Here is a 16,483-nt window from a genome sequence, read left to right as displayed (position 1 = left end):
ATTTTGCTATTATCAAACAAAATTGTCAACTATATCCTGCGGAAACAAAACATAGTATCCCAACTGCCCAATGTCATTAAGTTAAGCACCAAAAGGCTTGTGAAGGCTTCGGGCAAGAACCGCCACCCCTCGTCGGGGCGGCCCTCCTCCCCTACGCCGGTCATTATTTGAAGCTTAACTTAATGACATTACCCAACTGCCGCTATCATTTAACGGAAAATTTATCACTTTAAAGCGAAACAGTATTGACATTCCGCTCAAAAAAAAGTAAACTGATATCTGTGCGTCATACATGCACAGCTATTTTTTGTTGTTTAAAAAAACTAAGTCGCAAGAAGCATTTTCTTTGAGACAGCAATCCATTTTAAGGAAATGAGGCATTTAATATGATTATTGTAATGAAACCAAAGGCACCCAAGTCTTCCATTGAGCATGTGGTAGAGATTATCAAGTCCAACGGACTGGAAACCCATCTCTCGGAAGGAAAAGAAGTCACCATTATCGGCGTTGTAGGAGACAAAACCCGTCTCAATCTCTCCAATCTGGAGATTGCGCCGAATGTAGATAAAATTGTACCCATTACCGAAAGCTATAAGCTCAGCAACCGGAAGTTCCACCCGGAGCCGACTTCCATTCAGGTAGGAAATACCTCCATCGGCCCGGACAATCTGACCGTTATGGCAGGTCCCTGCGCCATTGAATCGGAAGAGCAGCTGATTTTAATTGCCAAATCCGTAAAAAAGGCCGGAGCTGCCTTCCTTCGGGGCGGCGCTTACAAGCCCAGAACCTCTCCCTATTCTTTCCAGGGGCTTGAGGAAGAGGGGCTTCGGTATATGAAAAAAGCCCAGGAGGAAACCGGTCTTGCCACCATCTGCGAGGTTATCAGCGAGGCTTCCATTGAGGCTGCGGTTAAATACGTGGATATGCTTCAGATCGGCGCCCGGAATATGCAGAACTTCCAGCTTCTTCGGGAAGCCGGACAGTCCGGTCTTCCGGTACTCTTAAAGCGGGGGCTCTCTTCCACCATTGACGAGTGGCTCAATGCGGCGGAATACATCATTGCCGAGGGCAACCGAAATGTGGTGCTCTGCGAGAGAGGTATCCGTACTTACGAGACGGCCACAAGAAACACTCTGGACATCAGCGCCGTTCCGGTACTGAAATCCAAATCCCATCTTCCGGTTATCGTGGATCCAAGCCACGCCTCCGGTGTTCGGGCTTATGTGGCACCCCTTGCAAAATGTGCGGTTGCCGCAGGAGCGGACGGCCTGATGATTGAGGTACATAACAATCCTCCCTGTGCCCTCTCCGACGGTCCCCAGTCTTTGACTTTTGCCCAGTTCGATGAGCTTGCAAAAGAGTTAAAGGCTTATGCTGCCCTTTCCGGGCGGAATTTTTAAATAGGAAAACAGGAGAACATTATGAACATTAAAACCGTGGGCTTTGTGGGCCTGGGGCTTATCGGCGGCTCCATTGCAAAGGCAGTCAAAGCCTTTCACCCGGAAATTCAGATTATGGCTTACATGCGGACTGCCGACACGCTGATTGAGGCGGCTAATGAGGGGACGGTAGATATTGCCTGCACAGCAGTAGATGACCAATTTTCAGCCTGTGACTGCATTTTCCTGTGTGCACCCGTCTCTACCAATGCCAGCTACTTGGAAGCTCTGAAGCCCGTCATCAAAGAGGATTGTATTCTTACAGATGTAGGAAGTACGAAAACGGATATCCATGAACGGGTGACTGCCCTTGGTCTGGAAGCACACTTTATCGGCGGTCATCCCATGGCCGGTTCGGAGAAAACCGGTTATGCCAACGCCAAGCCCCATCTGATTGAAAATGCTTACTATATTATTACCCCATCGGCTCAGGTTCCAAAGGCGGCTGTGGATGCCTTTGTTCCATTTATTGCTTCCTTAAAGGCGCTGCCCCTGGTGCTTGATTACCGGCAGCATGATTTTATTACGGCTTCTGTCAGCCATCTGCCTCATTTGATCGCTTCCTCACTGGTCAATCTGGTACATCAGCTTGACGGGGAAGAAGAACTGATGAAGCGGATTGCGGCCGGGGGCTTTAAAGATATCACAAGAATCGCTTCTTCCTCACCGGAGATGTGGCAGCAAATCTGTATTACCAATAAGTCAAATCTTATTCAGGTTTTAGATCGCTGCCTGGAGCAGCTTGCCGCCGTGAGGGTACAGTTGGAAACGGAGGACGCCGACGGTCTGTACCGCTTTTTTGAAGCATCCAGAGATTACCGCAATTCCATCCCCGATTCCTCCTCGGGGCCTATCAAAAAAATGTACGCCTTTTACTGCGATATGGTGGACGAAGCAGGTGGCATCGCCGCCCTTGCCACAATCCTTGCCGCCGGGGGAATCAGTTTGAAAAATATCGGAATTATTCACAATCGGGAATTTGAAGAGGCAGTATTGAAAGTGGAATTGTATGATGAGGATTCCTACAAGAAAGCCGTTGAACTTCTTCGGAAATATCGTTATACCATTTATGAGCGCTGAGCCAATGATTCCGTCACCCCATTGGTTGGATACGCAAAACGAATACAGGAGACATACGCCATGAAATTTACACGTTCCAAAGCTTTAAAAGGAGAATTAACCGTTCCCGGCGACAAGTCCATTTCCCATCGGGCCGTTATGTTCGGCGCCCTGGCCGAGGGGCTTACGGAGGTTGAGGGATTTCTTCCGGGAGCTGACTGTCTTTCCACCATAGACTGCTTCCGGCGCATGGGGATTGCCATTGAAGAAAAGGAATCAACCCGGATTCTTATACAGGGAAAGGGGCTGCATGGACTTAAAAAGCCTTCCCAGGTTCTGGATACGGGCAACAGCGGCACTACTACCCGCCTGATTTCCGGCATTTTAAGCGGACAATCCTTTGAAACCACCCTTACCGGGGATACTTCCATTCAAAAACGGCCTATGGGACGCATTATAGAGCCTCTTTCTCTCATGGGCGCCTCCATTGAAAGCCTGAATGGAAACGGCTGCGCTCCTCTTAGGATTCTGGGGCATCCCCTTCACGGCATCCACTATACCACAAAGGTTGCCTCTGCTCAGGTAAAGTCCGCCATCTTACTGGCCGGATTGTACGGGGACAGCCCTACCAGCGTTACGGAGCCTGCCCTTTCCCGCAACCACACGGAGCTGATGCTGAATTCCTTTGGAGCTAAGGTTCAAACAGAGGGAACTACCGCCGCCATCGAGCCTCGCCCTCACCTGATTGGCCAGAAAATTCTTGTGCCTGGAGATATTTCTTCCGCTGCTTATTTTCTTGCGGCCGGATGCATAACTCCCGGATCTGAGATTTTAATCCGGAATGTGGGGATCAATCCTACCCGTGACGGCATCCTCCGTGTCTGCCAAATGATGAAAGCAGATGTACGTATTCTTCCCATAGACAGTCAGACGGATGAGCCTATGGCAGATCTGTTGGTGAAAGCCTCCGATTTGCAGGGCTGCATCTTGGAGGGAGAACTGATCCCTGCTCTCATTGACGAAATTCCTGTTATCGCTGTAATGGCCTGCTTTGCAAAGGGAACTACGGTAATTCGGGATGCTGCGGAGTTAAAGGTAAAGGAATCTAACCGAATTGATGTGATGGTAAAAAATCTGTCCGCTATGGGCGCACATATCACTGCTACAGAGGACGGTATGATTATTGAGGGGGGATATCCCCTTCACGGCGCCGTGATTGACAGCCATCTGGATCACCGGATTGCTATGTCCTTTGCCGTCGCAGGCCTGAATGCGGATAGGGAAACTAAGATTCTGGGAGCTGAGTGTGTGAATATCTCTTATCCCGCTTTTTATGAAGATTTGAAGTATTTGCAGCAATCTTAGCTGTATCATAAATCCCAAACAGAGCTGACACCCTAACAAATATCAGCTCTGTCAAACAGAGTGAAATGTATTCACCAAATTAAATCTGTGAGGAAACAGCATATGAAAAGTTTTTTATCACGTACATCGTCCTTTGACTTTGAACTTCCCGTCCCACAGCTTAAAAACCTCCTTGCTGCCGCAGTTGCCCCTGAACTTTCCGGATTCACCTACAACGGCGCATATCTCTGGTATTCCCCTTGGAAAGACCACTGCCGGAAAGTAATCCAGGCATACCCTCTTAAAGGAGCTTCTTATATCTTCTTGTGGGGTTTATGCTTTGACTTTTTACCTGTCTTTGGTGAGACTGGAAGCTATCGCTACCAGCGGACGGATAAGTCTGTGGGCCTGCACTTGTTCTGCTGGCCCCCAGGCCATTGGGATTCTGCATCAGGGCAGAGTGTCTCCTGCCGATTCAGCCGTTTTGGTCAGAACCCTGGCGAAGTGGAATCCCGTCTTCTTCAGGCTTTTCATGAGGCACAGGGACTTTTTGGCCCTTGGTTCTTAAACTGCTGTGACCTGCACAGTGCTCTGACTGAGGCCAAACGCCAGCGCACAGCTCCCGCCTCTCAATATAATTGGCCTAGTCCTGACTATGTGACTGCCTTTCTCTTAGCGGCCAATGGTGATGCTCAGATGGGGATGAAAGTTCTGGACGAGTTCTGGACTCAATATGGTTCACGTTTTCCTTTAGCCCTTTATGATAAACTCAAGGAAAAACTGCTGGCTTGCGCCAATGGAGACGGCATTGTCTGTCCCTAATCATGTGAGTAAGAGGGGAGCCGGATTAATTTCGTTTAATCACATATCTCTTTTATGGGTCGTCAAATGATAATGCTAAATGGAAAGAATACAGAAATTAAAAAGGCGTATTCCCTATTTATAGCAGAAGTACGCCTCTTTCAAATTCCTTTTAATCTATTTAGTTGCCAATCCCCACATCAAAACAGTTTAACGTAACGCATACAAAAAATCCGTCCCCCTTCTACTCTTTCAATCGCAGCCTCAAAAACCTCTTCTTAAGCTGCGTCAAATTTAACGGAAACAGCGGATAAATATAACTCTTCCCCGCAATGGTCTTATTCCCGGCAATCGCCACAATGGTAATCAAAAGCCCGGCCAAAAATCCCCACAAATCAAACATCGAAGTAAGCACCAGCATAATCAGCCGCATAAACTTCAGGGCATAACTCAGCTCATAACTGGACTGGGTATAATTGGCAATGGCCACAAAAGCCATATACATCATAATCTCTGCATTAAACCACCCCGAATCCACCGTAAACTGTCCCAGCACAATACCTGCCACCACACTAAGGGGCGTACTCAGCATACTGGGCGTATTAATAGCCGCAAGCCGCAGGCCGTCAATGGCCAGCTCCAGCATCAAAAACTGCCAGACAATGGGAACATTAATGGGATCCTTAATCTGAATAAACGAAAGCCAGGGCGGAACCCACTGAGGATTCTGAAACAGCAGCAAAAAAACCGGCGTCAAAAACAGTGTAATTAACGCAATCAAAAATCTGGTCAGCCGCAGATAAGACCCTGTCACCGGAGGAAAATAATAATCATCCGCCTCTTCCACAATGTCAAAGATCGAAGTAGGTACCACCATAGCCTGAGGGGAATTATCCACCAAAATTATAATATTCCCCTCCAAAATCGCCGCCGAAGCCGCATCCGGACGCTCCGTAAACTTAAACTTCGGAAACGGATTAAACCATTTCCGCTCATAAATGCACTCCGCCAGGCTCTCCTGGTTCATAGTCAGAGCATCCACCTTTATCGTATTGATGCGCCCTCGAATCTCTCGAAGGAGCTTCCGGTCCACCCGATCCTCCATATAGCATATTACAATATCCGTCCGGGAGCTTTTTCCTGCCGACATAATTTCCATAGAGAGCTTGGGGCTTCGAATCCTCCGCCGGATCAGCGCCGTATTGAACACCACCGTCTCCACAAATCCATCCTTAGACCCCCGAAGAGCCTTATCCTTCGACGGCTCGTCCACCCCACGCATAGGGTAAGATCGGCAGTCCAGGCCAATACAGGTATCATAGCCGTCAATCAAAAGACAGGTAATGCCGGAAAGAAGACTTTGAATCAGCAAATCCTCCTCCTCGATGGCAGTAACCTCCACATAAGGCACCACATGATCAATCATCTGCTTAGCCGTCTTGGGCAGCTCCTCCGGCTTCAGTTTATAGAAAAACTCCAACAGCTTCTCCATAATAGCCTCTTCCAGAAAACCGTCAATAAAATAAATGCAAGCCTGCTTCCCTGCTATGGTAATTCCTTTACGGATAATGTCAAAATTGGCATCCAAATTCAGGATCTCATTCAAATTCATCACATTCTCATCCAAATGTTCCGAAAGCTTGATTCCCATATTTCGGTCACCTCCTGATTCATTTTTTTGATAGTATGAGAAAAAATGAGAAAAACTATTCTTTATGTATGAAATCATCTGCTTTGCTGCAATTCAGACAGGATATGGAAGCCAGCAATACAACTTTCTATAGCAAGCCAGGAAAATTTCTGCTATAATCAAGCAAGGACAGGGAAAACACAGCTTGCAGCAGCACACAAGAATTTCCTTTTGTCAGGATACTTGATATGATGACGCCGTATTAATTTTTTTAACTTTACATAAAAGAGGAGTATACATGATGGAAAAGAAAATTCTATTTCTGGATTTGGACGGAACCTTATTGACGGACCAAAAAGAAATCACACCCGAGAACCTTGAAGCGATTCAGAAAGCGACCAGCCTTGGACATGCTATCGTAGTTTGTACCGGCCGTCCCCTGATCAGTACGGCCCGGCAGGTAGAAAAGCTGGGGCTGACAGCCCCCGGCTGTTATGCCATTACCTCCAACGGCGCCCTTATCTACGATGCCTATGCAAAAGAAACCATCTTTTACCAGGGAGTTCACCGGGACTGTATCCGGGAAGCCTTTGACGAAGCCTACAAGTTTCACCTACATCCCCAAACCTACAATCAAGCCGGAGCTCTGTGTGAACACGATACGGAAGAAATGAAATACTACTCTTCCTCCACGCTCCTGCCCTATGAAGTCGTAGAAGATGTAACAAAAGCTCTGGATAAAGATCAGGATCCCATCAAACTGCTTTTTATCGACCTCCACGACAGAAACCATCTGGACGCTTTCCGCCAGCATATGGAGCCCTGGGCAAAGAAAAATCATCTTGACATGTTTTTCTCCTGCGATCAATATCTGGAATTTCTTCCGGAGGGCATCAATAAGGGAAGCGGCGTCCGCTTTATCAGCGAATACCTGAATATTCCTTATGAGAATACCCTTGCCGCCGGAGATGCGGAGAATGATATTACCATGCTGCAGGCGGTAAAGACCCCCTGCGTCATGATAAATGCCCGGTCGGAAATGTATCCCTACGGCACCTACATCACCGAGCACGACAACAATCATTCCGGAATTGCCGAAATCATTGAAAAGTTCATGCTGTAATCTAATCCATGTAAACTAGTAGTCCGTATCGGAAATCCTTGTGCATATTTCTGAGGATATTTTTCCGAGAGTGCAGGTCAAAAAACGCAGACGTAGTGGTGCTACGGCGAGGCTTTTTGACCTGTGCTATCGGAGAAATAGACCGGAAATATGCACAAGGATTTCCGGTACGGACTACTAGTAGTCTTAACGATTAAAAAGGAGCACCGACATCCGGTGCTCCTTTTGCTTATTGATTTCTTATGTACCTGATTACTCAACCTTTGTGTATCCGCCTGCTTCCAGAGACTCACCGGTAGCTTTCAGAGAAAGCTTGCTTCCGTTTCCTTCAATCTCAAGAAGTCCCTGAGATGCCAGTGTCTCTACTGCATCACCAGTAGCATCAATGGTAATGGAGATGGTATAAGTACCTGTTCCCGCACTGCCTGTACACTCAACACCCTCAACAGCCTTATACTGCTCAACCATTGCATCATAAGCTGTGTTCATCTGCTCCTGTGTAGCCTCATCGAAACCGGACATATCCATCTCAATCGTCTCGGTGATCTTCACAACCTTGTCACCCTTTGCATCCAGAGTCATGGTGTCCACCATCTTCAGACCACTCTGCTCCTGCTCGGAACGATAGCTTACTGACTGCTCCTTGCCGCCGCATGCTGCCAATGCCAGTGTCATGCAGAGAACCATTACTACACTTACAATCTTTTTCATTTTTCCTTTTCTCCCCTCTATCAGGTAATAATATGGTACATCCTTTACGCTGTGTACCATAAGAGATTATACTCCTATTTTTCTTTTATGTCCAGTCGGTTTTTCTGCCTCTTTATTAAAATTTTCTTAAATTTTCCTGCACTTTTTTGCAATATTCTGCTATGCAGTCTGCATAAGAATACAAAACACCGCACCAGCACAACGAATATAAATGATTCGCTGTACTGGTGCATAAACTGTCGTCTTAAATTGTAAAATTTCTATTCCACCGGCTCCTCCGGAATAAACACCCGCCCGGTATAAGCGGAATGCTCCACCTTCACTTTCTCCCGTGCTTCCTCCACAAAATATTCCTGAGAATTCACAGAAGCCTTTCCTCTCCGATCCGCTTTCACATAGGTGTCGTCGGGCTGCAAAAGATGGGCTTTCACATTATCTTGGAATTCCACATTCAGAATGTGAATCACTTTCTTTTTCAGATTCTCCTGCTCAATGGGGAAGAGAATCTCCACCCGCTTCTCCAGATTCCTTGGCATCCAGTCCGCACTTGCACAGTAGACCTCCTCCTGTCCGCCATTATGGAAATAGAAAATCCGGCTGTGCTCCAGAAAATTTCCTACAATGGATCGAACGGAAATATGCTCGCTGACACCGGGAATTCCAACCTTAAGACAGCAGATTCCACGAATCAGCAGTTCGATCTTCACCCCTGCGGCGGAAGCCTCGTAAAGGGCCCCAATCACATCGGGATCGCACAGGGAATTCATCTTGGCCATAATATGCCCCTCTCCGCCCTTTTCCACGTGTTCCTGCTCTCTGTGAATCAGCTTTAAGAACCTTTCCTTTAACCAGATGGGAGCAAGGGAAAGCTTGTTCCAGCCCACAGGCTCCGAATAGCCTGAGAGCATATTGAACACCGCAGTGGCATCCTCGCCAATGGGTGCGGAACAGGTCATAAGGCCCAGATCCGTATACAGCTTCGCCGTGGAATCATTGTAATTGCCCGTCCCCAGATGAACATAGCGGCGGATTCCGTCATCCTCCCTGCGTACCACCAGAGTAATCTTGCTGTGAGTCTTTAAGCCCACCAGTCCATAGATAACATGACAGCCCGCTTTCTCCAGCATCTTTGCCCAGAGGATATTATTCTCCTCGTCAAACCGGGCTTTCAGCTCTACCAGAACAGATACCTGCTTGCCGTTTTCCGCCGCCTGGGCCAGGGCCGCAATAATCGGAGAATTGCCGCTGACCCGATACAGAGTCTGTTTGATGGCAAGTACCTTGGGATCGGATGCAGCATCACGGACAAACTTCACCACCGGATCAAAGGTCTGGTAGGGATGATGAAGCAGCACATCCCCTTTTCGAATCTCCTCAAAAATATCACAGTCTCCGGGAAGTTCTTTTACCCCTGCCGGCACATGCTTGGAATACTTTAGGGAATCAAAGCCGTCCATACCGTACATCTTCATTAAAAAAGTCAGATCCAGAGGTCCGCTGATCTTGTAAATGGAATCCTCTTTGATATTCAGCTCTTTCCGCAGAAGCTTAAGGAGACGCTTATCCATCTTATCCTCTACTTCCAGACGGATGGCCTCGCCCCACTGACGCTTCTTCAGCTGCTTTTGAATCTCCTTTAAAAGATCGGACGCATCATCCTCATCAATGGTCAGATCTGCATTACGCATGAGCCGGTAGGGATGAGCACATACAATGTTGTAGCTTAAGAAAAGCTGCTGCATATTCCGTTCAATGATCTCCTCTAAGAGAATCACTACTTTTGTTCCATCCTTGGCATCGGGAAGCCGGACGATGCGGGGAAGTACGGAGGGTACCTGCACTGTTGCAAATTCCAACTCCTCCGTCTTCTCGTTCTTCTTGGAGAGCAGTGCTCCGATATTCAGGGATTTATTCCGAATCAAAGGAAAAGGCCGGGAGGAATCCACTGCCATAGGTGTCAGCACCGGATAAACATTTTCCCGAAAATAGCGATCTGCATACCGGGCCTGCTCCTCGTCAAGATCTTCATGTTCCTGCACAACCGTAAGGCCATGCTGGCGAAGCAAAGGCAGCAGGGATCGGGAATAGGTTGAATACTGGGTACTTACCATTTCCCGGGTTACTTTTGTAATCTCATCCAACTGTTCCTGAGGAGTCAGCCCCGCAATGTCTTTCTTCGTATACTTTGCATGAACCATATCCTTTAGAGACGCCACCCGAATCATAAAAAATTCATCCAGATTGGATGCCGTAATGCTCAAAAACTTCAGGCGTTCAAAAAGTGGGATATTTTTATCCCTCGCCTCGCTTAATACCCTCTCATTAAAGGCCAGCCAGGAAAGCTCCCTGTTCCGGTAATATTCATTTTTGGTAAATTCTTTCTTATCCATTTTCTACACCTGCCTTTTCTGCCGGATAACGGGCCGGATACTGAAAATTGTTTCGAAAAATTCTGCTTTGTGGGAGAAAAGTCCCTGCTCCAAAGTAATGTCCTCCACCGTATCTACCACCACAATCAGCTCCCTCTCCTTTAAGGTAACCTTTACATTCTTAAACTTCTGATTATGGCTCCGATCCATGGAGTTGGCCACACGAAGAATGGCACTTATCTTGGCCGTCAAAAGATAATCCTGCTGATCCAGCGGAGATCCTATGGCAAATTCCTCAAAGGAAACAAATTCTTCCGTATTAAAGCGAATGGCACTGGCGATAATCTCTCTCTCCCGGTGAGACAATCCGATGATCTCCGTGGACATAACAATCTCATAGGAGCATTCGGCCGTGCGGTTCATGCTGATGTATTTTCCGCAGTCATGAAGCAGTACCGCAATCTGCAGAAGAAGCCGTTCCCGTTTTCCCATGCCATGGATTCGCTTCATCTTATCAAAAATAGTCAGGGCCAGATATTCCGTTCCCGCCAGATGCGTCTTGTTGCTCTGGTAACGCTTGGCAATGTTCTTGGCCGCCTCTACAATATCGTTTTCAAAATTGTGGCTGGACTTAAAGATCTTTTTCCTCTCCGCATAATCGTAGGCCAGGCCGTCGCTTAAGTTCAGGCCGGGGATCCAGATGGTCTCTGCTCCCGTCTCTTCAATAAGCCGCTTGTAGATAATCATGGCCGGCATAATAAGGGACACATTTTCCGAAACCATGCCCATACGCTGTACCATTTCCTGAGGTGTCCGGGTCACAATCTCCTGATAAAGCTGGAAATATTCCTCCCGGCTCAGCATCAGGCTGTGCTCCATGGCATTCCTGTGCATGAATTGTGTAATATAGTCTCCCACGAGAATCATGTTTTTAATCTCACGATCCTTTAAGTACAGCCGCTTATAGCTTTTCAGCTCATTATTGATCATTTCCTCAATAATATCGCCAAAATGGTTGGTGCGGCTCTCTACCTCCGCCAGACGCTCCCGAATCCGCATGGTACCCAGACGCAGATTCTGGGTGGAAACCAGTGCGTCCTTGTCAAAGAGGGATATCTGTATGCTTCCCCCTCCCACATCCACGATAGCCGTTCCTTTCTGAATAATCTTCTGAAAGGATTCCTCATTGGATGCAATGGATTTGTAGCCAAGAAAACGCTGTTCCGAGTTGCTCAAGATCTCTACGTCAAGGCCGGTGCGTACCCGAATCTTGTCCAGGATCAACAGGCAGTTGCTGGTCTCCCGAATGGCACTGGTAGCACAGGCCCGATAGTCATCCACCTGATACTCTTTCATGATCCGTGTGAAATCCTCCAGAATTCTGCACAGCTCCTCTAAGAGTTCATTGCCAATCCTGCCCTTATTATAGGCATCCCGCCCCAATTCAATTCCGTGGCGTATATAATCAATCTCCCGGATTCCACTCTTTGGAACCAGTTCAAAACTCTTCATTCCTACCTCGTAGGAACCAATGTCAATTGCCGCAAAGGTTATAATCTGCATATTCTCACGCCTTTCCCGTACTGCCAAGTCCGCCTCTGTCCGCACTTTTAAGTTCTTTTACTTCTTCAAAAGAAAGTTCCGGCTGATGCTCCATAATCCGAAACTGGCAGATCCGGTCATTTACATGGATCTGAGTGTCCCTGAGGGCATAGGCCGGCATAAACCATTGATCGTTGTCGCCGCAGTAGGTCTCGTCTATGATACCCATATGGTTGGTCTGAATAATTCCAAAGTTTTTAAAGGTGCTGCTTCTGGGAACAATATGAGCCTCATAGCCTTTTGGCAGCTCCATGGCAACACCCAAGGGAATCAGGTGAAATTCTCCTGCTTTTAACTGCACGTCCTTTGCCGCCCGGAGGTCGATCCAGTCAGATTTTCCCCCTATATAAGTCAGTTTTTCTATTTTGTCCGTAAAATACTTTACCTGTATGGTCTGCTTTTGTTCCGGCATGCCTTTTTTGCTCCTTAAATGTTACTTTTTAAAATTTGATGGTTTCCAGGATGCTGGTGCGAAGAAGCGTCATAGCCGCCACCACGGCACTTTCCCGAATCTTTGCCCGGTTTCCGGTAAAATGGTATTCTTTCACACGCATCTCTCCCTTTACGGATACGCCAATATAAACCAGTCCCACAGGCTTTTCCTTGGTTCCCCCATCCGGCCCGGCGATTCCGGTGATGGAGACGGCCACATCCGATCCGGTAGTCAGAATCGCACCCTTTGCCATTTCCTTTGCTGTTTTTTCACTGACAGCACCAAATTCTTTCAGAGTCAGCTTTTTTACACCGATAAGCTTCCGTTTTGCCTTGTTGGAGTAGGTAATAAAGCCCTGCTTTAAGACCTCGGAAGCCCCCTGCACGTTCACCAGGCGTCCGGTAAAGAGTCCTCCGGTACAGGATTCTACCGTGGTCAGGGTAAGACCCTGCTCCTTTAAAAGCTGGACTACGGATTCCTCTAACGTCATCATTTCATCGGTGGTATAAATATAACCCCCAAAACGTACCTTTAATTCCCGAATCACGGGCTTCATCAACTTCTTCGCCGCCGCCTCATCCGCCGCCTTAGCGGTCAGACGCAGATGAACCTCTCCAACCTTTGCATAGGTTGCTATGGTGGGGTTGGTCTGATTCTGAATCAGATCGGCAATCATATGCTCCACCTTGCTCTCTCCCATACCGCAGATCTTAACCATCTCCGAAACAATGATTTCCGGCTGTTTTTTGTTCAGATAGGGAAAAATATCCTTTTCGAACATGGGCTTCATCTCTCCCGGCGGTCCCGGCAGCAGAATCACGATCTTTTCATTTTCCTCCAGAATGAGTCCCGGAGCCGTGCCGTTGTCATTGTCCACCACAATCGCACCCTCAGGAACGAGAGCCTGCTTCCAGTTATTTTCCGTAATCTCAGCAATCCCCCGAGTGTCGAAAAACCGCTTGATCAGTTCCCGGGTGTGAGGATCCTCCTTAAGTTCCTTTCCCAGAACCTTTGCCGTGATCTCCTTGGTCAGGTCATCCTGGGTTGGTCCCAAGCCCCCTCCCAGGATCACCACATCGGCTCGGCCAAGGGCCAGCTTTAAGGTCTCCGTGAGACGCTCCGGGTTGTCCCCGACTACAGTCTGATAATAGAGGGAAAGGCCAAGCTGGGCACATTTCTCAGAAAGATAGGCTGCGTTGGTGTTCACAATGTTTCCAAGTAAGATCTCGGTTCCCACGGAAATCAGTTCTACAATCATATTAGATATCTCCTTCCAGCAATACACCTTTATTTTTCACTAAATAATCCACAAGGGAAATGACGGTCAGAGCCAAAGCAATCCATACGATAATGGTCTCCACTGTCGCAAAAACACCTTTCAAATCCAAAATCAGCAAAATGATCATAATCATCTGAAAGGTTGTTTTAAACTTTCCCCAATAGCTTGCCGCAATTACCACCCCATTATCCGAAGCCACCAGACGAAAGCCGCTGATGATGAATTCCCGGGCAATGATCACGATGACAATCCATGCCGCCAGCCGCTTCATCTCCACCAGGCAAATCATGGCGGAACACACCAGAAGCTTATCCGCCAGGGGATCCATAAATTTCCCAAAATTGGTAACGAGATTGTATTTTCTGGCAATCTTGCCGTCTAACAGATCCGTAAGGCTTGCAATGATGAAAATGGCCAATGCATAATATTTTCCATAGCTGCCCCCCAGATCCGTCAGCATAAATACCACAAAAAAGGGAATCAGTATCACACGCAGTATGGTTAGTTTGTTTGGAAGATTCATATCAGCTCTCCTATCAAATCATATTCCAGGGCTCCGGTTACCCGTACTCTTGCAAAGTCGCCGCTTATGAGCGTTTCTTCTGTATTGATGAAAATGTAGCCGTCCACATTCGGGGCATCCCGGTAGGTGCGTCCTATATAGGCGTTTTCTCCGGCCACCTGTCCCTCAATCATAACTTCCAGTTCCCGGCCTACCATAGACTCCGCTTTGTCAAAGGCGATCTCCTGCTGCAACTCCATCAGCTCCGCCTGACGGCTTTCCTTTACTTCCTCCAGAATCTGATCCGGCATCTGTGCCGCCGGGGTATCTTCTTCCCGGGAGTAGGTGAATACGCCGAGACGGTCAAATTCACAGGTGTCTACAAATGCCATCAGTTCTTCGTGATCTTCCTGTGTCTCTCCCGGGAATCCGGTGATCAGGGTGGTTCTCAGACAGATATCCGGAATCGCTTCCCGCAGGCGTGCAATGATCTGTTCCAGATCCTTACGGATGGTTCTTCTTCCCATCCGCTTCAGGATGCGATCGGAAGCATGCTGGATGGGCAGATCCAGGTAATGGCACAGCTTTGGTTCTTCTTTTAAGACTTTTATCAGTTCTTCCGTGATTTCCTCGGGATAACAATATTGTACCCGGATCCAGCGAAGTCCCCGAATCTGACAGAGTTCCTTAAGAAGCTTCGGAAGCCGCTTTTCACCGTAGAGATCCATGCCGTAGAGGGTGGTTTCCTGGGCTACCAGAATCAGCTCTTTTACTCCCTGTTCAGCCAGTTCTTTGGCTTCTTCAAGCAGCTGCTCCATGGGGACACTTCGATAGCTGCCCCGAATCCTCGGGATGATGCAGTAGGTGCAGTGCTTGTCGCAGCCCTCCGCTATCTTTAGATGGGCATAATGTCCGCCAGTGGTAAGCTGACGCTTTGCTTTTGTCCGCACGAGACGGTTCAGTTCCTCTGTCTTCAGTTCTTTTTTACCCTGAAATACCTGTTCCAGAATCTCCGGGAGGGCATCATAGGCCGTGGTGCCGATGACGGCATCCACTTCCTCGATCTCTTTTAAGATCTCCTGGCGGTAACGTTCTGCCAGGCATCCGGTGACGATAAGGGCCTTGCAAGGACCGGACTTTCGGTACTCCGCCATCTCTAAGATGGTGTTAATGCTTTCTTCCTTGGCATCGTTAATAAAGCAGCAGGTGTTGATTACGATGACCTCTGCTTCTGTCTCCTCGTCAGTAAACGTGTAGCCCTTTTCCTCTAACATGCCAAGCATATGCTCGGAATCTACCAGGTTCTTGTCACAGCCCAGGGATATGAATAGTAATTTCATATTAAGGATTGTCCTTTTGCTTTTTCTTGTTCTATTATAGTGGATTGGAGTGGAAAATTCAACCAGGTCTCGCCCTAATTGGTGAATTCCGCAGCTTTCGATGTAATAATGAAGCCGTTCTCATTTTCTGCCGGCTCCAGGGTGAAGCTTACGATTCCTGCATCACTTTCGTCTTCATATTGGATGCTATATCGCACCGTGATGGTGTTATCGGATTCTTCATAATCTGTGAATGTGTACTGGACATCCGGGAAGTCGGATACGCCTATGTAATAGAAGCCGTCCTCATAGTAGCAGGCTGTCTGGCCCTCTTCCATTTCTTCAAGGGCTGGTTTTGCTTCCTCCGGCAGTTCCGTGCCGAATACCAGCTTTGCGTAGGCCTCCGCTTCCTGCTCGGGCACCTTGACAACGGTTTCTTCGATTTGCAAATCTTCACGATATATCTGTTCCGTTTCCATACCCTCGGGTACGCCGGTATAGGAATAGAACAGAAAGTCTCTATAAAATGCCTTGTCTTTTTCCGTCTGTGAATCGAAATCGTTTAAGGTTCGGCACATTTGCTCCAAAAATGCTTTTCCCTGGTCGGTAAGCTCAAAGGCTTCTTCTGCCTGGGACTGTGATTCCGGTTCGGCGGGAGTGAGGGCTTCTGTTTCCTGGGATTCTTCTTGTTGGTTTTCGTTTGTATCCGCCGTATTTTCAGAGGGTTCCGAAAGTTCCTTGTCTTTTGCTCCTTTGCATGCGGTCAGGCACAATAGCATAGTCATAAGCAGGTACATACATATCTTTTTCATTTTTTCGTTTCTTCTCTCTTTGTGGTAATATTTTACTGTCGGTTTTTCAGATACAGAATC

14 protein-coding genes are annotated in these 16,483 nt (G+C 47.7%); 5 read left to right on the top strand and 9 right to left on the bottom strand.

Annotated elements, in window-relative coordinates; translation table 11 throughout:
* Nucleotides 1-386: 386 nt before the first annotated feature.
* The 4 genes from aroF (at nucleotide 387) to VSQ61_RS16125 (ending at nucleotide 4,664) form a co-directional block, all read left to right on the top strand.
* The gene (gene aroF / locus VSQ61_RS16140) at nucleotides 387-1,400 is read left to right on the top strand and encodes a 3-deoxy-7-phosphoheptulonate synthase (RefSeq protein ID WP_334345421.1); all 1,014 of its coding nucleotides are present in this window, start codon (nucleotides 387-389) and stop codon (nucleotides 1,398-1,400) included.
* Between the two features lie 21 nt (nucleotides 1,401-1,421).
* Nucleotides 1,422-2,519: a prephenate dehydrogenase/arogenate dehydrogenase family protein gene (locus VSQ61_RS16135; RefSeq protein ID WP_334345420.1), complete on the top strand. Its 1,098-nt coding sequence runs from the start codon at nucleotides 1,422-1,424 to the stop codon at nucleotides 2,517-2,519.
* Between the two features lie 60 nt (nucleotides 2,520-2,579).
* Nucleotides 2,580-3,863: a 3-phosphoshikimate 1-carboxyvinyltransferase gene (gene aroA / locus VSQ61_RS16130; RefSeq protein WP_334345419.1), complete on the top strand. Its 1,284-nt coding sequence runs from the start codon at nucleotides 2,580-2,582 to the stop codon at nucleotides 3,861-3,863.
* 102 nt (nucleotides 3,864-3,965) lie between these two features.
* The gene (locus VSQ61_RS16125) at nucleotides 3,966-4,664 is read left to right on the top strand and encodes a hypothetical protein (protein ID WP_334345418.1); all 699 of its coding nucleotides are present in this window, start codon (nucleotides 3,966-3,968) and stop codon (nucleotides 4,662-4,664) included.
* A 223-nt stretch (nucleotides 4,665-4,887) separates the two neighbouring features.
* Here the strand turns inward: VSQ61_RS16125 and VSQ61_RS16120 are convergent, their stop codons facing one another.
* On the bottom strand, nucleotides 4,888-6,288 hold the full coding sequence (locus VSQ61_RS16120) for a spore germination protein (protein WP_334345460.1): 1,401 nt from the start codon (nucleotides 6,286-6,288) through the stop codon (nucleotides 4,888-4,890).
* A gap of 283 nt (nucleotides 6,289-6,571) precedes the next feature.
* Between VSQ61_RS16120 and VSQ61_RS16115 the strand changes: the two genes are divergently transcribed.
* Nucleotides 6,572-7,396, top strand: coding sequence for a Cof-type HAD-IIB family hydrolase (locus VSQ61_RS16115; protein WP_334345417.1), 825 nt, complete (start codon nucleotides 6,572-6,574; stop codon nucleotides 7,394-7,396).
* Nucleotides 7,397-7,648: 252 nt separating this feature from the next.
* Here VSQ61_RS16115 and VSQ61_RS16110 read toward each other — a convergent pair whose 3' ends face one another.
* The 8 genes from VSQ61_RS16110 to VSQ61_RS16075 form a co-directional block, all read right to left on the bottom strand.
* Entirely contained in the window at nucleotides 7,649-8,167 is a 519-nt protein-coding gene (locus VSQ61_RS16110; RefSeq protein ID WP_334345416.1) for a DUF1307 domain-containing protein, read from the bottom strand.
* Between the two features lie 200 nt (nucleotides 8,168-8,367).
* Nucleotides 8,368-10,497 (bottom strand): RNA degradosome polyphosphate kinase, encoded by a 2,130-nt coding sequence (locus VSQ61_RS16105; protein ID WP_334345415.1) that lies wholly within the window; start codon nucleotides 10,495-10,497, stop codon nucleotides 8,368-8,370.
* Nucleotides 10,498-10,500: 3 nt separating this feature from the next.
* The gene (locus tag VSQ61_RS16100; RefSeq protein ID WP_334345459.1) at nucleotides 10,501-12,039 is read right to left on the bottom strand and encodes a Ppx/GppA phosphatase family protein; all 1,539 of its coding nucleotides are present in this window, start codon (nucleotides 12,037-12,039) and stop codon (nucleotides 10,501-10,503) included.
* A 4-nt stretch (nucleotides 12,040-12,043) separates the two neighbouring features.
* Nucleotides 12,044-12,490, bottom strand: coding sequence for a dUTP diphosphatase (locus tag VSQ61_RS16095; RefSeq protein WP_334345414.1), 447 nt, complete (start codon nucleotides 12,488-12,490; stop codon nucleotides 12,044-12,046).
* Nucleotides 12,491-12,518: 28 nt separating this feature from the next.
* Nucleotides 12,519-13,769 carry a competence/damage-inducible protein A gene (locus tag VSQ61_RS16090; RefSeq protein ID WP_334345413.1) on the bottom strand — a complete coding sequence of 417 codons (1,251 nt, stop codon included), beginning with the start codon at nucleotides 13,767-13,769 and terminating at the stop codon, nucleotides 12,519-12,521.
* Nucleotide 13,770: 1 nt separating this feature from the next.
* Nucleotides 13,771-14,313: a CDP-diacylglycerol--glycerol-3-phosphate 3-phosphatidyltransferase gene (gene pgsA / locus VSQ61_RS16085; RefSeq protein WP_334345412.1), complete on the bottom strand. Its 543-nt coding sequence runs from the start codon at nucleotides 14,311-14,313 to the stop codon at nucleotides 13,771-13,773.
* Nucleotides 14,310-15,632, bottom strand: coding sequence for a 30S ribosomal protein S12 methylthiotransferase RimO (rimO, locus tag VSQ61_RS16080; RefSeq protein ID WP_334345411.1), 1,323 nt, complete (start codon nucleotides 15,630-15,632; stop codon nucleotides 14,310-14,312). The genes pgsA and rimO overlap by 4 nt, the downstream gene beginning before the upstream one ends.
* 74 nt (nucleotides 15,633-15,706) lie before the next feature.
* Complete coding sequence (locus tag VSQ61_RS16075) at nucleotides 15,707-16,423, bottom strand: hypothetical protein (protein ID WP_334345410.1); 717 nt, start codon at nucleotides 16,421-16,423, stop codon at nucleotides 15,707-15,709.
* Between the last annotated feature and the right edge of the window lie 60 nt (nucleotides 16,424-16,483).

The organism is Candidatus Merdisoma sp. JLR.KK006, from assembly GCF_036941035.1.
GTDB lineage: Bacteria > Bacillota > Clostridia > Lachnospirales > Lachnospiraceae > Laedolimicola.
This window is presented reverse-complemented; position numbering and strand designations above follow the sequence as displayed.

What these genes read in the sequence shown, in the direction of transcription:
- VSQ61_RS16100 (WP_334345459.1), bottom strand. Translation starts at nt 12,039, where the DNA reads ATGCAGATTATAACCTTTGCGGCAATTGACATTGGTTCCTACGAGGTA.
- aroA (WP_334345419.1), top strand. Translation starts at nt 2,580, where the DNA reads ATGAAATTTACACGTTCCAAAGCTTTAAAAGGAGAATTAACCGTTCCC.
- VSQ61_RS16125 (WP_334345418.1), top strand. Translation starts at nt 3,966, where the DNA reads ATGAAAAGTTTTTTATCACGTACATCGTCCTTTGACTTTGAACTTCCC.
- VSQ61_RS16135 (WP_334345420.1), top strand. Translation starts at nt 1,422, where the DNA reads ATGAACATTAAAACCGTGGGCTTTGTGGGCCTGGGGCTTATCGGCGGC.
- VSQ61_RS16075 (WP_334345410.1), bottom strand. Translation starts at nt 16,423, where the DNA reads ATGAAAAAGATATGTATGTACCTGCTTATGACTATGCTATTGTGCCTG.
- VSQ61_RS16095 (WP_334345414.1), bottom strand. Translation starts at nt 12,490, where the DNA reads ATGCCGGAACAAAAGCAGACCATACAGGTAAAGTATTTTACGGACAAA.
- rimO (WP_334345411.1), bottom strand. Translation starts at nt 15,632, where the DNA reads ATGAAATTACTATTCATATCCCTGGGCTGTGACAAGAACCTGGTAGAT.
- VSQ61_RS16105 (WP_334345415.1), bottom strand. Translation starts at nt 10,497, where the DNA reads ATGGATAAGAAAGAATTTACCAAAAATGAATATTACCGGAACAGGGAG.
- VSQ61_RS16110 (WP_334345416.1), bottom strand. Translation starts at nt 8,167, where the DNA reads ATGGTACACAGCGTAAAGGATGTACCATATTATTACCTGATAGAGGGG.
- aroF (WP_334345421.1), top strand. Translation starts at nt 387, where the DNA reads ATGATTATTGTAATGAAACCAAAGGCACCCAAGTCTTCCATTGAGCAT.
- pgsA (WP_334345412.1), bottom strand. Translation starts at nt 14,313, where the DNA reads ATGAATCTTCCAAACAAACTAACCATACTGCGTGTGATACTGATTCCC.
- VSQ61_RS16090 (WP_334345413.1), bottom strand. Translation starts at nt 13,769, where the DNA reads ATGATTGTAGAACTGATTTCCGTGGGAACCGAGATCTTACTTGGAAAC.
- VSQ61_RS16115 (WP_334345417.1), top strand. Translation starts at nt 6,572, where the DNA reads ATGATGGAAAAGAAAATTCTATTTCTGGATTTGGACGGAACCTTATTG.